The sequence below is a fragment of the Cytobacillus sp. ABV4_503 genome (assembly GCF_056158445.1).
In genome coordinates this window covers 3,993,104-4,008,673 of sequence record NZ_JBSWTH010000001.1, presented here as the reverse complement: position 1 = coordinate 4,008,673, position 15,570 = coordinate 3,993,104, and the positions used below count along the sequence as shown (strand labels likewise).

Sequence of the window (15,570 nt, the reverse complement as noted above, 5' to 3'; positions counted from 1 at the left end):
TTAAAAGGAAAACCTCCGGTTGTACGGAGGCTGTATATATAATAGCGTATGCTTATGAACGGTTTTGGTTATCTTCTTGCTCTTCTTTAGCCTCTTTTTGTCCCTGCTCGCTGTCAGGAAGCGGATCAACCGGGTCTACTGTATGCTTGAATTGGTAAGCTTTTGAAGTGGTAATAACGCTTAAAAGCAGTACCACGATCACAATGATAATCGATATGACTAATACCGTATACATTCTTCTCCTCCTTTTCTCTCCTCAATATTTTACCATGAAAGCAGCACTTTCATGAAAGATTTCGCGATGGCCAAGGCACAGGTTTGAATTTTGTTATTGTGGGTAATCTATTGTTGGGAGGATGATTTATATGAGTAAAGAATTAGTAAAAGCTGTTAACCAGCAAGTAGCAAACTGGACTGTTCTATATGTAAAGCTTCACAATTTCCATTGGTATATTAAAGGGAAAAACTTTTTTACCCTTCATGCAAAATTTGAAGAACTTTATAATGAAGCCAACGTACATGTAGATGAATTGGCTGAGAGAATCCTGGCTCTTGAGGCTAAGCCGGTTGCGACTATGAAGGAAGTTCTTGAAACCAGTTCCCTCGAAGAAGCGACAGGAAAAGAAAATGAGGAACAAATGGTCCAATCGGTCGTTGATGACTTTGAAAAAATGGTGGACGAGCTTCAGGAAGCAATTGAGCTTGCAGAAGAAGCCAAAGATGAAGGTACAGGCGACATGCTGATTGCTGTAAAGCAAAGTTTAAAGAAACATATCTGGATGCTAAAAGCATACCTTGGATAATAAACAAAGACTGGCTGGAAAGCTGGTCTTTTTATATGCAAAGAATAAAAGCGGAAGCGCCTTGCATAAGGAATGCCATAATAAAATAAAAAGCGGCTTATCGCCGCCTTCAAATAATATGGATAGTTAATTATTCGGATATGTATAGTTTAGTGTATGTTCCGGTGATGAATGATCGGGCTTCTGCGCTGGCCGTAATTCTCACTGGCAAATTTCCCTTTTAAGCTCTCAATCAGATAAAGCCCCATTAAATCATATAATTCCTGATTATCGAGATCCCTGATAATATTCAGCAGGTCTTCTCTGTCCATTTCTTCTAAGAAGGCAAAAGCGAGCATATCGATATCCTCTTCATCACCTGTCAGCTTATTCCTGTAAAGTTCATATAGCTCATCAATCAGTTTCATGATAACACCTCCTTAAAATATACTCCCGTTTTATATAGTATACTTAATTTAATACCCCTGATGCAGGAAAATATTCACCGCAGATAAATTGAGAAGCTGTTTCTCAATTATTTAACTTAGTATATGTAAGCTTATGAAGAATGATCTTAATTTCGTATAATTTTATCACAAATGTGGGATACGATAACTATAGAAATAAAAAAGTCATGATAAATAATGATAAAGTAACCGGTGTTGAAACAGCGTCACAGGAATGAAAAAAAAGGGGCTGACAGGATTGGAAGGTAATAAAAAGACGTATTATATCACGCTTGGTTCTGGGGAGATTTCACAAAGTGCCACTGGTTCAACATGGAATTTTAAAATTGAGGCAACAGATGATGAAATCATTGCCTTAAGGGAATATTTTGATCAGAACTACTCAACTGAGTGGCAGAATTTTTTCAGAGCCCATGTTCCTTATGTTCAATACCATTATGACCGTGAAAATGACGCTTATGATGATACAATGAAGAAAATATATGGAATGATTTATGATCTTGGAGATGATGAAGCAAGAAAACATATTGAAAGCATGGGGATCCTTACTGAAGAGGAACATAAATAAATAGCTGAGGCGAGTGCCTCAGCTTTTCTTACATTTCCATTTCTACAGCTGTATCAAGAACTTTTTGTGGAACGGCTATAGCCTCTACCTTATTATAGTTTGCATATTGGCCGTTCATGGTCTGCTTCATGGATATGGTCTGGCCTTCAGCCGTAATTTCCATTTCCATAATCATATTCAGCACGCTTGGATAAAAAGTTTCTTTATCAATCACGATTTCGTATTCCACGCCGTTAATTTTCATGTTATCAAGCATTTCTCCGTTGGCTGCCAGTTCAGGCGGAAGTGTTTCTGCTGCTGTTTCCTTCACAAAATCATTGAATTTTTCTCCATCGGCTTTCAGTTTTAGAATATAGCTTTTTGCATCCTGTTCAAACGTAAAGTCGTCCACGAACTCCTGCAATTTCTTTAGTTCTTCACCAGGATTTGTCTGCTGGCTGGACATTTGAAGCAAATCATCCGACATTTCTTTAGGGAACTTCATCCACTGCTTACCGGCTGCATCATAAAGGAACATGCCTTCTTCAGTAAAATAGCTTTCAATATCATACGATTCTTCTGTTCCGTCCATCGACATAGTCATTTTTTGGTAGAAGGCCATCGGATCTGTTGTAACATCCATATCAATGGCGGAATCGATATTCATATTTTCCCCTTCAGTGCCTGAGCTCATTTCCTGCCTCATATCCATATTTACCGAGAAGCTTTTTAGCTCTTCTGAAGCTTCGGTAGATTTCGTTAAAACTTCCTCCAGTGTCAATTCTGAAGCTTCTTCTGTTTTTGTCTCTTCCTTGCCCGTGCCGCCAGCAGATTCATTAACAGGTTTGGCTGTTTCATTGCACGCAGCCAGCATTAGAATCATCAAGAAGCCAGTAAGGATTGCAAGGGATTTTTTCAAGGTATACACTCCTCTATTTAGGTTAGTCAGCTAATTTTACGGAGAAAAAAGGAAAAAAGTTTCAAAAATATGTAATTTGATACTTTAGCCCCAGAAGTTTTTAAATATATGATTTACCTTTATAATGATAACATCAGAATTTAATTATCGAGTGAGGGAAAAGTATGGAAAACTTTTTGGATGAGAACGGCGGGGAAGTGCGATTTTCTTTTAATAAACGAGCTTTTGGAACCGATCCAAAACATGTTCTGGTCATTTGCCGCTATGGCGATCAATGGCTGCTGACGAATCACAAAAAGCGGGGGTGGGAATTTCCGGGAGGCAAGAGAGAAGAGGGGGAGTCTCTTGAAGAGGCATCCAGAAGAGAAGTTTATGAGGAAACAGGAGCAGACTTAAAGAGTTTACATTTTATTGGTGAATATGAAGTTAATTTGGGTACAGAGCGTTTTGTCAAAGCCATTTTTTTCGCAGAGGTGAAAAGCCTTAACAAAACGGATCAATATTTTGAAACAAACGGTCCCATTCTGACAGCTGGAAACTTGCTGGAAGACAGGTGGAGCAGTCAATACAGTTTTATCATGAAGGATAAAGTAGTTGAAAAGAGCCTCGAAAAAATCATGCAGGGAAAGTAAAAAAACGGCATTATCGCTGCCGTTTTTATTATGAACCATTTTTTATCAGTTTTCGCTCGAGCAGTTCGACCAGCTGATACATCACTGTTGCAAAAATAGCAATTACCAGCAATGACAGCATGACAAGGGTAAAGTTGAAGACTTGGAAGCCGTAAATAATCATGTATCCGAGACCTTTTGAGGATACAAGGAATTCCCCGACAATAACACCGACCCATGATAGACCGACATTCACCTTTAAAGTTGAGATGATGGTTGGGAATGAAGCTGGCAAAATAGCTTCCCTGAAGATTTGAAATCGGTTTGCCCCAAAGGTTTGAAGCACCTTAATGTAATTAGGGTCAACTTCTTTAAAAGATGTATACACGACAATGGTTGTGATGATGATGGAAATAATCGCGCCCATTGCTACGATGGAAGTAAAGCTGGGGCCTAATGCGACGATTAATATCGGGCCAAGTGCAACCTTTGGCATTGAATTCAGGACAACCAAATAGGGGTCCGCTATTTTTGAAAGCAGCGGTGACCACCAGAGGATGGCTGCAAGCAATGTGCCTAGAAAAGTGCCCAATATGAATCCAAATACGGTTTCTGACAAAGTGTAGCCTAAATCCACCATCAAGGTCCCATCCTGGATTTTGGTTAAAAATAATCCCCATACTTTTGAGGGCGCACTGAAAATCAGCGGGTCAATCCATTGCTTCTGGCTTGCCAGCTCCCATCCCGAAAAAAACACGATAAAGATGACAGCCTGATAGAAGCGTACCCATTTTTTTTCACGGTTCAGCGACTGGATATATTTCTGGTGGAGGAATTTAACGTTCTCCTGCGGGCTCAAGGGACTCCAGCTCCTTCCATATAGTTTGAAAAATCGCTGGATATGCTTCATGATTTCTTGCGTTAAAGGGAGTTTGATCTCTTAATTCTTTTGGTATTACAAACGTTTTATGAAGCTGTCCGGGTCTCGCGGAAAAGAGAAAAACGCGATCACTCATGCTGATTGCCTCACCAATATCATGGGTAACCAGTATGGCTGTTTTTCCAAATGATTTGAGCGTGTTAGAGACCAAATCCTCAAGCTTCAGCTTGGTTTGATAATCTAATGCGGAAAAGGGTTCATCAAGCATGAGCAGCTTTGGTTCAGTTGCAAGTGTTCTTACAAGGGCAACACGCTGGCGCATTCCGCCAGAAAGCTGCTTTGGAAACTGTGACTCTACACCTTTTAATCCCATCTCCTGAAGGAGCTGCAGTGCATAAGCTTTTTTGTCGGGAGTAAGGCTGTTCCCGATTTTCAGCCCCAGCAGGATATTTTCTTCAATCGTTTTCCAGGGAAAAAGATAATCCTGCTGCAGCATATAGCCAATTTCATTTTCTGCCGTTTCAACGCGCTTTCCTTCAAGTGCTACAGTGCCTTCTGTGGGTTCAAACAGGCCTGCTATGATGGAAAGCAAAGTTGTCTTGCCGCATCCGCTTGGGCCGAGGAAGGAAACAAATTCTCCTTCCTCCACTTCAAGCGAAATATCGGAGAGGGCCGTTACAGCAGAGGTTTTCGTAAAATAAGTGTGGTGGACAGCATCTACCTTTAGAAAATTCATGTCGGCCTCCTCTTTCGTTTATTTACTTCATTACACCTTCAGCGATTTCTGTGTTGACAAGTGTGTCATGCTCTATGCGCTTAGGGAGCTCTCCTGCTTCGTCCATGATGTTCTGCAGGTTTTCCCATTCTTCAGTGTCCAGGATAGGATCTGCTGCAAAGGACCCCTGGCTCTTATAGCGGTCTACTACCATCTCAATGATTTCAAGCTCGGTATTGTCGAAATATCCTTGAATGGTTTCTGCCGTTTCTTTCGCACTATGTGTTTCAACCCATTGCTGTGCTTTATAAATCGCTCTTGTGAATTTTTCGACTGTCTCTTTATTTTCATCAATATAGCTTTGTTTTGTCATGAATGTGGTATATGGTACATGACCGGACTCTGTTCCGAAAGAAGCTACGATATAGCCTTTGCCTTCTTTTTCAAAAACACTGGCAGTCGGCTCGAACAGCTGAACAAACTCGCCTGTTCCTGAAGCGAAGGCCGGAGCGATATTGGCATAATCAATATTTTGAATCAAGTCCATATCTTCGTGAGGATCAATTCCATGCTTTTTCAAAACAAACTCGCCAACCATCTGCGGCATGCCGCCTTTGCGCTGACCCAGGAATGTTTTGCCTTTTAGCATATCCCATGAAAAGTTATCGATTTTTTTGCGGGAAACAAGAAATGTTCCATCCGTTTGAGTGAGCTGTGCAAAGTTAATGACCGGATCGTTGGAGCCCTGAGCCGAAACGTAAATGGAAGTTTCGGAACCTACAAGTGCAACATCAGCGCTATCCGACAGCAGAGCAGTCATCGTTTTATCTCCGCCTGCTGTAGTTGTAAGCTCTACTTTAAGCCCTTCTTCTTCAAAGAAACCCTTTTCAAGGGCTACATATTGCGGAGCATAGAAGATGGAGCGTGTCACTTCGGCAATACGGACCTTTTGCATTTCATCCTTGCCGCAAGCGGCCAAAGGAACAATAAGTATCGCTGTAAGCAAAAGAAGCATGCTTACTTTCATCCATTTTTTCATAAGCCATAAGACCTCCCTTATGCTAAAAAAGTCAGATTTAAAAGCCTAGGATATCGTATGAAAATCGAAAAAATGTGTGAATGCCCATGGAAACATTTTTAGGCGGAGTTCATAAAGCTCATACTATTAGTCGTATTCAGATTTACTTCAGAGGGAGATGAGGACATGGAATTCCTAAATGGCCAAGTCATAACTAAACAGAGATTTCCTTCGCCAAATCCGGCAATCGAATTATCTGTTGTCACATATTATGCAAACGGATTACATATAAAAGGCCTGCTGGCAGAGCCAAAGGGGGAGGAACAATATGATGGGTTTCTATACCTAAGAGGAGGCATAAAAAATGTCGGGAAAGTAAGGCCTTCCAGGATTGTCCAGTTTGCCTGTGAAGGCTTTATTGTATTCGCGCCTTTTTACAGAGGCAACCAAGGGGGAGATGGTAACGAAGATTTTGCAGGGGAGGACAGACAGGACGCATTTGCCGCTTTTACTCTTCTTCAGGAGCATGCCCGGGTAAAAAGAGTCCATATTTTTGGCTTTTCCCGTGGTGGCGTAATGGCATTGCTTACTGCAATCGAGTTTCCTGAAGCCGCGTCCATTGTTACATGGGGAGGGGTCAGTGATATGTTTCTCACCTATGTGGAGCGAAAGGATCTCCGGAGAATGATGAAACGTGTAATAGGAGGAACCCCGACTAAGTTTCCGGAACGGTATAAATATCGCACCCCGCTTTTTCAGCTGGAGCAGCTGCAGGCCCCCGTCTTAATTATTCATGGAGAACAGGACCATAATGTTTCGGTGGAGCATTCCTATCGCCTGGAAAAAAGGCTCAAGGCTCTAAAAAAAGAAGTGGGCAGCTGGTATTTCCCTGAATATACCCACTACTTTCCGCCAGACGTGAACCGGAAGACGGTAGAGGATCTATGCGCGTGGATGAAAAGCAAAGAGCAGATGAAATTAAGGACTTTCAGAGCGCAATAAGGTGGGGTAAAATAGAGAAAAGGATATTAAAAATGAAGGAGAGATACCAATGGGTATGCCTTTAGAGCTGAACACAATGATCGTGACAAAGGGCAGGGAGAACAGACTTGATGAGAATTTCTTTTCACTTGTCAAAGACGGGTACAGATTATATCCGCTCGATATTCCGGTCGAGGTAAAAAGAACAATTGAAGGCGACCTGAACGGTATGGGTGTCATCAGAAAAGTGGTATGGGAAAACAGCCAGACCCTTATAACCTACCAGCTTGTTTCTCTAAACTCAACAAACTAAAGAGCGCCTGGACTTAGTCCGGCGTTTTTTTGTTCGAAATGTTTCTGTAAATTGCAAGTGAGAATAGTGCTTTTAAAATTAGGGGAGGAAAAAGAGCCCGAAAGGAACTAAACAGTGGGAATAATGCCGCTGATCGAGGACTAGGGGTCGCGAAGGGAGCTAAACAGAGGGAATAGTGCCACTGAGCGGGAACAAGTCAGTCAAGCCCACTATTTTGTGTAAATTCATTCCTAGGAAAAGGCAAGTTATACAGCTGTTATGTTTTTGAAGTAGTGGAAGGGGGGCCCCCCTTCCACTACTTCAAAAATTTCGCTTCGCGGACCCTACTTCTTCTTTTCTTTAATTATTCTTTTTCCAACTTCCTCTGCATAATCCATCAGGACAGCTCCGATTAACCTGAAAGCTGATTGTGTGTTAGGAAAAATTCTAATGACTCTTTCTCTCCTGCGGACCTCTCCATTTATTCTTTCTAGTGAATTTGTGCTCCGAATATGCTTATGGTACATGGTTTCTTCGTTTAGGTATTGTATTCCATCTTCAAAACCTTCTTCTAATATCTCAATCGCTTTATCCAGCTTTGGATTATCTCTGTATTTATCGATGAACTCTGTTTTGTATCTCCTCGCATCTTTCACTTTCGCTACTTCGAATATTCTTTTTAGCGCGATCTTCACTTCATCCATATCTTTTTTCGGCATATGAGTGATGATGTTCTTTTTGAAATGAACTGTGCATCGCTGCCAGGCAGAGCCTACAAATTCCTTCCCTATGGCTGCTTGTAAGCCCTTATGGGCATCGGATATGATTAGCTTTGGTGATTGTAATCCTCTTGACTGTAAGTGCTGGAAGAATCTTTGCCACGCTTCACAACTCTCCACATGATCTACTCTTAAGCCAAGAATTTCCCGTCTATCATTCTCATCAACGGCAGTGGCAATGTAGACTGCTTTAGAAACAACACGATTGTACTCCCTTACTTTAATATACATGGCGTCTGTAAAGATATAAGGGTAATACATAGTATTTAGAGGCCGGTTTGCCCATTGATTCACTATTGGATCCAGCTTCTCTGTAAGAGTGGATACGAAGGATTTGGATACCTTATGACCACAGAGTTGTTCCACGATATTGGAAACTTTTCTAGTGGAAACCCCATTCACGACCATTTCAAGCATAGAAAGGACGAAAGCCTGGTCGCATCGAGCGTATTGTTCAAACACAGTGGTAGAAAAATCACCACTTCTGGTACGAGGTACTTTTAGTACGATCTTTCCGATGCTTAATAGAAGTTCGCGGTCATAGTATCCGTTGCGGTAGTCATGACGACTTGGTGTCCGCTCGTAGGCATGTGCTTTCAGATGATGATCACGTTCTTTTTCCATGAACTCATTCAATACCAGAACAATGGATGCTTTGATCACTGAGTCGATGTTTGAATCCATGACGGATTCTTTTAAAATGTCAAGATTTAGGTTAAACTGTAATTGAGTCATAATTAATTCCTCCACATTGTTTTCGTCGCTGATAACATTGTTGACCAAAGGAATTAATTTGACTCATTTTCTTTTTACACAATTATATGGGCTTAACCAACAAGTCGTCGCGAAGGGAACTAAACAGAGGGAATAGTGCCACCGAGCAAGGACTAGGGGTTGCGAAAGGACCTAAACAGAAGGAATCGTGTCACTGAGAGATGGAAAAAGAGTGCGAAAGGAACAAGTCGAAGCGCACAGTGTCGATCAACGATTATAAGTCTGCATGTAAGAAACTTATCGTTCGAGCGGGCTGACTTCCAAAATAATATAGAAAAGGAATTGCCGCTAAAAGCGGCAATTCCTTTTCTATATTATGCGATTGGTCCGCCTTTTTCTTCGATTTCAGAAGAAACGCTTGTGAATTTCTTGAAGTTTTCACGGAATTTTGCAGCGAGTTCTTTTGCTTTTGCTTCATAAGCAGCCTGATCTGCCCAAGTTTTGTTTGGCTGAAGAACTTCGTCAGGCACACCCGTAACGTGCTGCGGAATTTCCAATCCGAAAATTTCGTCCTTGACTGTTTCTACATTGTTTAGTTCACCTTCAAGTGCAGCTTCCACCATAGCTCGAGTGTAAGCAAGTTTCATGCGTTCACCGACTCCGTACTCTCCGCCAGTCCATCCTGTGTTTACAAGGAAGACTTTAGCATTATGCTCATCGATTTTCTCGCCAAGCATTTCAGCATAACGGTTTGCAGGAAGCGGAAGGAAAGGTGATCCAAAGCATGTAGAGAACGTAGCCTGCGGTGAGGTAATGCCGCGCTCAGTTCCTGCAAGCTTGGAAGTATAGCCGCTTAAGAAATGGTACATTGCCTGCTCTTTTGATAGTTTAGAGATTGGAGGCAATACGCCAAATGCGTCAGCTGTTAAAAATACAATTGTATTAGGATGTCCGGCAATGCTTGGGTCAACAATATTATCGATTGCCTGAAGCTGGTATGCCGCACGTGTATTTTCAGTTAATGTGCTGTCATCGTAATCAGCAACCCGAGTTTCGCTGTTTACCACCACATTTTCCAATACAGCCCCAAAGCGGATAGCATCAAAAATTTGCGGTTCTTTCTCACGGGATAAGTTAATGCATTTCGCATAGCAGCCGCCTTCAATATTGAATACACCATTTGCAGACCAGCCATGCTCGTCATCACCAATCAGCTTGCGATTAGGGTCTGCAGATAAGGTTGTTTTCCCTGTTCCGGATAAGCCGAAGAATAAAGCGACATCTCCTTCGCGGCCAACGTTCGCGGAGCAGTGCATCGGAAGAATCCCGTTTTCTGGAAGCATATAGTTCATAACAGAGAAAATGGACTTTTTCATTTCGCCTGCATATTCAGTACCGCCAATTAAAACAGTGCGGCGCTCGAATGAAATGATGATGAATGTTTCGGACTTAGTGCCGTCAACTGCAGGGTCTGCTTTGAAATTAGGAGCAGAAATGACTGTGAACTCTGATTGATGATCCAATAGCTCGTCTTCTGCCGGACGAATGAATAACTGATGTGCGAAAAGATTGTGCCAGGCATATTCATTTATTACCTGGATTGGCATGCGGTGCTTTTTATCAGCACCTGCGAAGCCTTTGAAAACAAATACTTCTTCTTTTTCTTTTAAGTAGTTGATTACTTTATTATAAAGATTAGAGAATGCTTCTTCAGAGATAGGCTGGTTTACGCTGCCCCAGTCCATTTTATCTTTGTTTGATGCTTCTTCAACAATGTATTTATCTTTAGGGGAACGTCCTGTATACTTTCCTGTAGTAGCGCGTACGGCACCAGTAGAGGTAAGGGACCCTTCATTGCGGTTTAATACTTTTTCCACAAGCTGAGGAACGGATAATTGCACTTGAATGTTGCTGCCATTTAGTAATTCGCTCAATTCGTTTGATATGCTTACAGAGTTCATCTGATGAATACCTTCCTTTTTCCCGATTTTTTTATGAAAGTGATTACATCTCGAAATTAGTATAACACATTAAAATGATTAGTCTATACTATTACGAAATTTTTTTATTCATGTTATAAAAATGTCATAATTGGACAAGTAATCCACTTTAATCACCTTATAACTGGTATATGTTAATATAGAAGAAAGTGTTAATTTTAACATGGGACTGATCTAAAATGAAGACAATTGCCCTCTATGATGGAACTTGTTCCTTATGCAAGGAAACAAAGAAGATGTTTAAAAAACTCGATTGGCTGAATAAAGTGGAATGGATTTCTCTGCAGGAGTATGAAAAAATCCCGAACTCGCTCTCGTTTTCCAAGATTGATTTGCGCAGAGAGCTTCATATTATTACCCCATCGGGTGGCGTGAAAAGGGGTTATTCTGCAGTAAGGAGACTGCTGTTCCTCTTTCCTGCATCCTTTTTAATCGGCCTCCTTTTATATCTCCCATTGACGCCAATGCTGGGCGATCCGATCTATAAATGGATTGCTAAAAACAGGCATAAATTTCTAAAGAAAAAATGTGACGACGGAAGCTGTTCGCTGTAAGCATGGAGCATAATCTTAAATGCTTAAAACTTACAGTGAAAAATAATGAAAATCTGTTGACATGATTCGATAAAATACGGTATGATTCAACCTTGAACGGATACTCTCTTATCCCGAGCTGGTGGAGGGACAGGCCCTATGAAACCCAGCAACCTGCTAAAGGCAATAATCAGCAAAGGTGCTAACCTGACGCAAGGACGTAATTCCTTGAACGATAAGAGTGAAAGGCGCGAATCGATTTGCTTTCAACCTTTTCACTAATGGGAAGGTTTTTTATTTTTTATCCAGCTCCAGCACCCAGCCCCTCGAGGTCATAAGCCATTCCCTTGCAGAAGGCAAAGAACGCCTTCTTCCAGGGACTGTCTTATGCTTGTCGGGGCTAACCGGGTGCTTGTGCTTTTAAGGCAATGAAATGAACGGCTTTTGGAATGTACTATTTATGTGAGTTTTTAGCAGCTTGCAGTGTGCAAAAGAAAAAATGGGTGCCTGGCTTCTGGTCAGTGCTGTCTATTTTTCTAATAAAAACTCCATGTTTATTTCATACTACTAAGGGAATGAGTTCCGTATCAAACAGAGATCCATGAAATGACAGGGAAAAGTTATTTCCGCTTCCCCATTTCTAAATTCTCGCTCAATTTTCTATTTATAAGGAGGAAGCCAGATGTCAACAAAGCGTCGTTTGTTTACTTCTGAATCAGTTACTGAAGGTCATCCGGATAAAATCTGTGACCAAATTTCTGATGCAATCTTAGATGCGATTTTAGCTAAAGATGCGAATGCCCGTGTTGCTGCAGAGACTTCTGTAACAACTGGACTTGTATTAGTTGCAGGTGAAATCACAACATCTACATACGTAGATATTCCAAAAATCGTTCGTGAAACGGTAAAAGAAATCGGTTATACCCGTGCTAAATATGGTTTTGATTCCGAAACATGTGCAGTTTTAACTTCCATTGATGAGCAGTCAGCAGATATTGCAATGGGTGTTGACCAGGCCCTTGAAGCACGTGAAGGACAAATGAGCGATCAGGAAATCGAAGCAATCGGTGCAGGAGACCAGGGCTTAATGTTCGGTTTTGCCTGCAACGAAACGAAAGAGCTTATGCCTCTTCCGATTTCTTTAGCACATAAACTTTCCCGCCGCCTGACTGAAGTTCGTAAAGAAGAAATCCTTCCTTACCTTCGTCCGGACGGAAAAACTCAGGTAACGGTTGAGTATGATGAAAATGACAGGCCTGTCCGCATTGACACAATTGTTATTTCTACTCAGCACCACCCTGAGATCAGCCTGGAGCAAATCCAGCGCAATCTGAAGGAACATGTTATTAACCCGGTTGTTCCTAAAGAACTAATCGATGAGAATACTAAGTACTTCATCAACCCAACAGGACGTTTCGTTATCGGCGGACCTCAAGGGGATGCTGGCCTGACTGGACGCAAAATCATTGTTGATACTTACGGCGGATATGCCCGTCATGGCGGAGGAGCGTTCTCCGGTAAGGATCCTACAAAGGTTGACCGCTCTGCTGCTTATGCTGCTCGTTATGTAGCTAAGAATCTTGTGGCAGCCGGCTTAGCTGAAAAAGTTGAGGTTCAGCTTGCTTATGCGATCGGTGTGGCACAGCCTGTATCGATTTCTGTTGATACATTCGGAACAGGCAAAGTGGGCGAAGATGTACTTGTTGATCTGGTAAGAAAGCATTTTGATCTTCGTCCTGCAGGAATTATTAACATGCTTGGCCTTCGCCGCCCAATTTACAAGCAGACAGCTGCTTACGGACATTTCGGACGTACAGATGTAGATCTTCCTTGGGAGCGTACAGATAAGGCAGAAATTCTTCGTTCTGAAGCTGAATAGAAAAGCGGAAGCGCCTTGCCCACGAAGGAACGCAGACTAAGAACGCCACGTCCTGTGGCAACGTCTGCATGACCCCCATCCCCGGAAAGGCGTCCTTTGCCTTTTGGGGAGGGGTGGCTTGTGACCTCGAGGGGGTAGGCGCTCCTCCTAAAAGCTAGCGCTTTTAGTCGTGCGATGATAAAGCTGTCGAAGCGTTCCTTGTGGAGCTAGACAATAATATAAAAAGCGGGAGTTGCATTTACTATGTAACTCCCGCTTTCTTTTTTGCGTCTTTATACATATAGGGTGATAATTCACTTTTCGGTCTTTATGCTCTTTAGTCGTTTATAATTATATGTTATCGTTTAAACTTCGGATAATGGCTTAATTTTCCGAGCATATTTTTTTATAATCCGCGTGCTAATTATAAATGATTAGTGGTAGTATTATAGGGTATGTTTTCTAAGACAAAGGAGCCGTTAAGGCTGTATCTAAATATTGAGAATAGAATGGAGTAGGTGACGTACATAATGTGTGGTTTTATTGGTTGTGTACATGAAAAAGCACAAAATTACCGTGACGCAGATAAAGAACAATTCCAAAATATGAATGATATCATTACCCATCGGGGTCCGGACGATTCAGGATACTATTTTGATGATCATATTCAATTCGGCTTCCGCCGGTTGAGCATTATCGATATTGAAAGCGGGCACCAGCCGCTGACTTACGAGAATGAGCGTTATTGGATTATCTTTAATGGTGAAATCTATAACTATGTGGAACTTCGTGAAGAACTTCTCAAAGCTGGCTTAAGCTTTGAAACAAGTTCCGATACAGAAGTCATAATTGCCCTATACAGCCATATGAAAGAAAGAGCTGTTGAAAAATTGCGCGGGATGTTTGCGTTTGTCATTTGGGATAAACAGGAGCAGTCCCTATATGGAGCCAGAGATCCATTTGGGATTAAGCCTTTCTTTTATTACGATAAGGGAGACCGCACGTTCTTTGGATCAGAGAAGAAGAGCATTTTATTGGCGCTTCAGAATGATGTATTAAACTATGACTCCCTCCAGCATTATTTGACTTATCAGTTTGTGCCTGAGCCAAACACGATGTCAGAGGGAATCCATAAGCTGGAGCCTGGCCATTATTTTACTAAAAAAATCGGTGCTCCGATGGATATTAAGCGTTATTGGAAAGCTGCGTTCCATCCAGTGCAGAAGTCAGAAGCTGATTTCACGAAAGAAATAAGAGATGTGTTGTTCGACTCAGTCAAAATGCATATGCGTGCCGATGTGCCGGTAGGTTCATTCCTTTCAGGCGGAATCGATTCTTCCATCATTGCTTCCATTGCGAAAGAATTCCATCCTGCTATCAAAACCTTCTCTGTCGGGTTTGAACGCAATGGCTTCAGCGAGGTGGATGTAGCGAAAGAAACAGCAGAAAAGCTGGGTGTCGAAAACATAAGCTACATCATAACTCCTGAGGAATACATGAATGAGATTCCGAGAATCATGTGGCATATGGACGATCCGCTTGCTGACCCGGCTTGTGTGCCCCTTTATTTTGTAGCAAGAGAAGCACGCAAGCATGTAACAGTTGTACTTTCAGGTGAGGGCGCTGATGAGCTATTCGGCGGCTATAATATTTACCGTGAACCACAATCCCTGGAAGTCTTCAATAAAATTCCTGCCATCGGCAAAAAGCTTATTCGCATGATTGCAAACATGATGCCAGAGGGAATGAAGGGGAAAAGCTTTATCGAACGCGGTGTAACGCCAATGGAAGAGCGCTACATTGGAAATGCAAAAATGTTTACAGAGCAAGAGAAGCGCAGCCTGCTTCATGTTTATAAAGACAGCTTAAATTATACGGATATCACTAAACCGCTATATGAAGAAAGCCGCGGCTATGATCCGGTTGACCGCATGCAGTATATCGACATTCATACGTGGATGCGCGGAGACATTCTATTGAAAGCGGACAAAATGACGATGGCTCATTCTCTCGAGCTTCGTGTTCCGTTCCTTGATAAAGAAGTGTTTGAAGTGGCTTCCAAAATTCCGACCAGCATGAAAACGGCAAATGGCACTACGAAGTATATACTTCGCAAAGCTGCTGAAGGAGTCGTTCCAGACCATGTGCTGAACCGCAAGAAACTTGGATTCCCTGTTCCAATCCGCCACTGGCTGAAAGACGAGATGAATGAGTGGGCTAAAAATATTATCCGTGAAAGCAATGTGGATCACTTAATCAATAAAGATTATGTGTTAGGGCTTCTTGAAGACCATTGCCAGGATAAAGCGGACAACAGCCGCAAAATCTGGACAGTTCTTATGTTCATGGTTTGGCATCAGGTGTACGTGGAGAAAAAGTATTCTTTTGAGAAAGAGTATCTGTTAAATAATAACTTGCAGCCACTTAAAGGCTAAAATAAAAACGTTCATCAGGTGGCAACCTGGTGGACGTTT

At 41.9% G+C, this 15,570-nt stretch carries 16 protein-coding genes and 1 riboswitch; of the genes, 8 read left to right on the top strand and 8 right to left on the bottom strand.

What is annotated here, in order from left to right:
* Nucleotides 1-52: 52 nt before the first annotated feature.
* Nucleotides 53-235: a YtzI protein gene (gene ytzI / locus ACXAD1_RS20105; RefSeq protein WP_206839237.1), complete on the bottom strand. Its 183-nt coding sequence runs from the start codon at nt 233-235 to the stop codon at nt 53-55.
* A 130-nt stretch (nt 236-365) separates the two neighbouring features.
* Here ytzI and ACXAD1_RS20100 point away from each other — a divergent pair, with 130 nt between their 5' ends.
* Entirely contained in the window at nt 366-803 is a 438-nt protein-coding gene (locus tag ACXAD1_RS20100; protein WP_206839236.1) for a Dps family protein, read from the top strand.
* A 149-nt stretch (nt 804-952) separates the two neighbouring features.
* On the opposite strand, the gene ACXAD1_RS20095 is transcribed toward ACXAD1_RS20100, so the two are convergent.
* Nucleotides 953-1,210, bottom strand: coding sequence for a DUF6154 family protein (locus ACXAD1_RS20095; RefSeq protein WP_053434021.1), 258 nt, complete (start codon nt 1,208-1,210; stop codon nt 953-955).
* A 277-nt stretch (nt 1,211-1,487) separates the two neighbouring features.
* Here ACXAD1_RS20095 and ACXAD1_RS20090 point away from each other — a divergent pair, with 277 nt between their 5' ends.
* Nucleotides 1,488-1,817 (top strand): hydrolase, encoded by a 330-nt coding sequence (locus ACXAD1_RS20090; RefSeq protein WP_243505549.1) that lies wholly within the window; start codon nt 1,488-1,490, stop codon nt 1,815-1,817.
* Between the two features lie 28 nt (nt 1,818-1,845).
* Here the strand turns inward: ACXAD1_RS20090 and ACXAD1_RS20085 are convergent, their stop codons facing one another.
* The gene (locus tag ACXAD1_RS20085) at nt 1,846-2,724 is read right to left on the bottom strand and encodes a DUF6612 family protein (RefSeq protein WP_206839234.1); all 879 of its coding nucleotides are present in this window, start codon (nt 2,722-2,724) and stop codon (nt 1,846-1,848) included.
* Nucleotides 2,725-2,879: 155 nt separating this feature from the next.
* Between ACXAD1_RS20085 and ytkD the strand changes: the two genes are divergently transcribed.
* Nucleotides 2,880-3,347, top strand: coding sequence for an RNA deprotection pyrophosphohydrolase (ytkD, locus tag ACXAD1_RS20080; RefSeq protein WP_474910840.1), 468 nt, complete (start codon nt 2,880-2,882; stop codon nt 3,345-3,347).
* Nucleotides 3,348-3,375: 28 nt separating this feature from the next.
* Here ytkD and ACXAD1_RS20075 read toward each other — a convergent pair whose 3' ends face one another.
* The 3 genes from ACXAD1_RS20075 to ACXAD1_RS20065 are packed head-to-tail and all read right to left on the bottom strand — an operon-like array spanning nt 3,376 to nt 5,960.
* On the bottom strand, nt 3,376-4,185 hold the full coding sequence (locus tag ACXAD1_RS20075) for an ABC transporter permease (protein ID WP_206839232.1): 810 nt from the start codon (nt 4,183-4,185) through the stop codon (nt 3,376-3,378).
* On the bottom strand, nt 4,163-4,942 hold the full coding sequence (locus ACXAD1_RS20070; RefSeq protein ID WP_206839231.1) for an ABC transporter ATP-binding protein: 780 nt from the start codon (nt 4,940-4,942) through the stop codon (nt 4,163-4,165). The genes ACXAD1_RS20075 and ACXAD1_RS20070 overlap by 23 nt, the downstream gene beginning before the upstream one ends.
* A gap of 22 nt (nt 4,943-4,964) precedes the next feature.
* Nucleotides 4,965-5,960: an ABC transporter substrate-binding protein gene (locus ACXAD1_RS20065; RefSeq protein ID WP_206839229.1), complete on the bottom strand. Its 996-nt coding sequence runs from the start codon at nt 5,958-5,960 to the stop codon at nt 4,965-4,967.
* Nucleotides 5,961-6,125: 165 nt separating this feature from the next.
* On the opposite strand from ACXAD1_RS20065, the gene ACXAD1_RS20060 reads away from it, so the two are divergent.
* Nucleotides 6,126-6,941, top strand: coding sequence for an alpha/beta hydrolase family protein (locus ACXAD1_RS20060; RefSeq protein WP_474910839.1), 816 nt, complete (start codon nt 6,126-6,128; stop codon nt 6,939-6,941).
* Nucleotides 6,942-6,990: 49 nt separating this feature from the next.
* On the top strand, nt 6,991-7,233 hold the full coding sequence (locus tag ACXAD1_RS20055; protein ID WP_206839226.1) for a DUF2584 domain-containing protein: 243 nt from the start codon (nt 6,991-6,993) through the stop codon (nt 7,231-7,233).
* Between the two features lie 323 nt (nt 7,234-7,556).
* On the opposite strand, the gene ACXAD1_RS20050 is transcribed toward ACXAD1_RS20055, so the two are convergent.
* Both ACXAD1_RS20050 and pckA read right to left on the bottom strand, forming a co-directional pair.
* Entirely contained in the window at nt 7,557-8,726 is a 1,170-nt protein-coding gene (locus tag ACXAD1_RS20050) for an IS256 family transposase (protein WP_474909389.1), read from the bottom strand.
* 353 nt (nt 8,727-9,079) lie between these two features.
* Nucleotides 9,080-10,666 carry a phosphoenolpyruvate carboxykinase (ATP) gene (gene pckA / locus ACXAD1_RS20045; RefSeq protein ID WP_206839224.1) on the bottom strand — a complete coding sequence of 529 codons (1,587 nt, stop codon included), beginning with the start codon at nt 10,664-10,666 and terminating at the stop codon, nt 9,080-9,082.
* A 218-nt stretch (nt 10,667-10,884) separates the two neighbouring features.
* Between pckA and ACXAD1_RS20040 the strand changes: the two genes are divergently transcribed.
* From ACXAD1_RS20040 to asnB, 3 genes are all read left to right on the top strand, one after another.
* Entirely contained in the window at nt 10,885-11,259 is a 375-nt protein-coding gene (locus ACXAD1_RS20040) for a thiol-disulfide oxidoreductase DCC family protein (RefSeq protein WP_206839222.1), read from the top strand.
* A gap of 105 nt (nt 11,260-11,364) precedes the next feature.
* Nucleotides 11,365-11,480: riboswitch (SAM riboswitch) on the top strand.
* A gap of 440 nt (nt 11,481-11,920) precedes the next feature.
* Nucleotides 11,921-13,117, top strand: coding sequence for a methionine adenosyltransferase (gene metK / locus ACXAD1_RS20035; protein WP_206839221.1), 1,197 nt, complete (start codon nt 11,921-11,923; stop codon nt 13,115-13,117).
* 509 nt (nt 13,118-13,626) lie between these two features.
* Nucleotides 13,627-15,531, top strand: coding sequence for an asparagine synthase (glutamine-hydrolyzing) (gene asnB / locus ACXAD1_RS20030; protein WP_474910838.1), 1,905 nt, complete (start codon nt 13,627-13,629; stop codon nt 15,529-15,531).
* Nucleotides 15,532-15,570 lie beyond the last annotated feature (39 nt).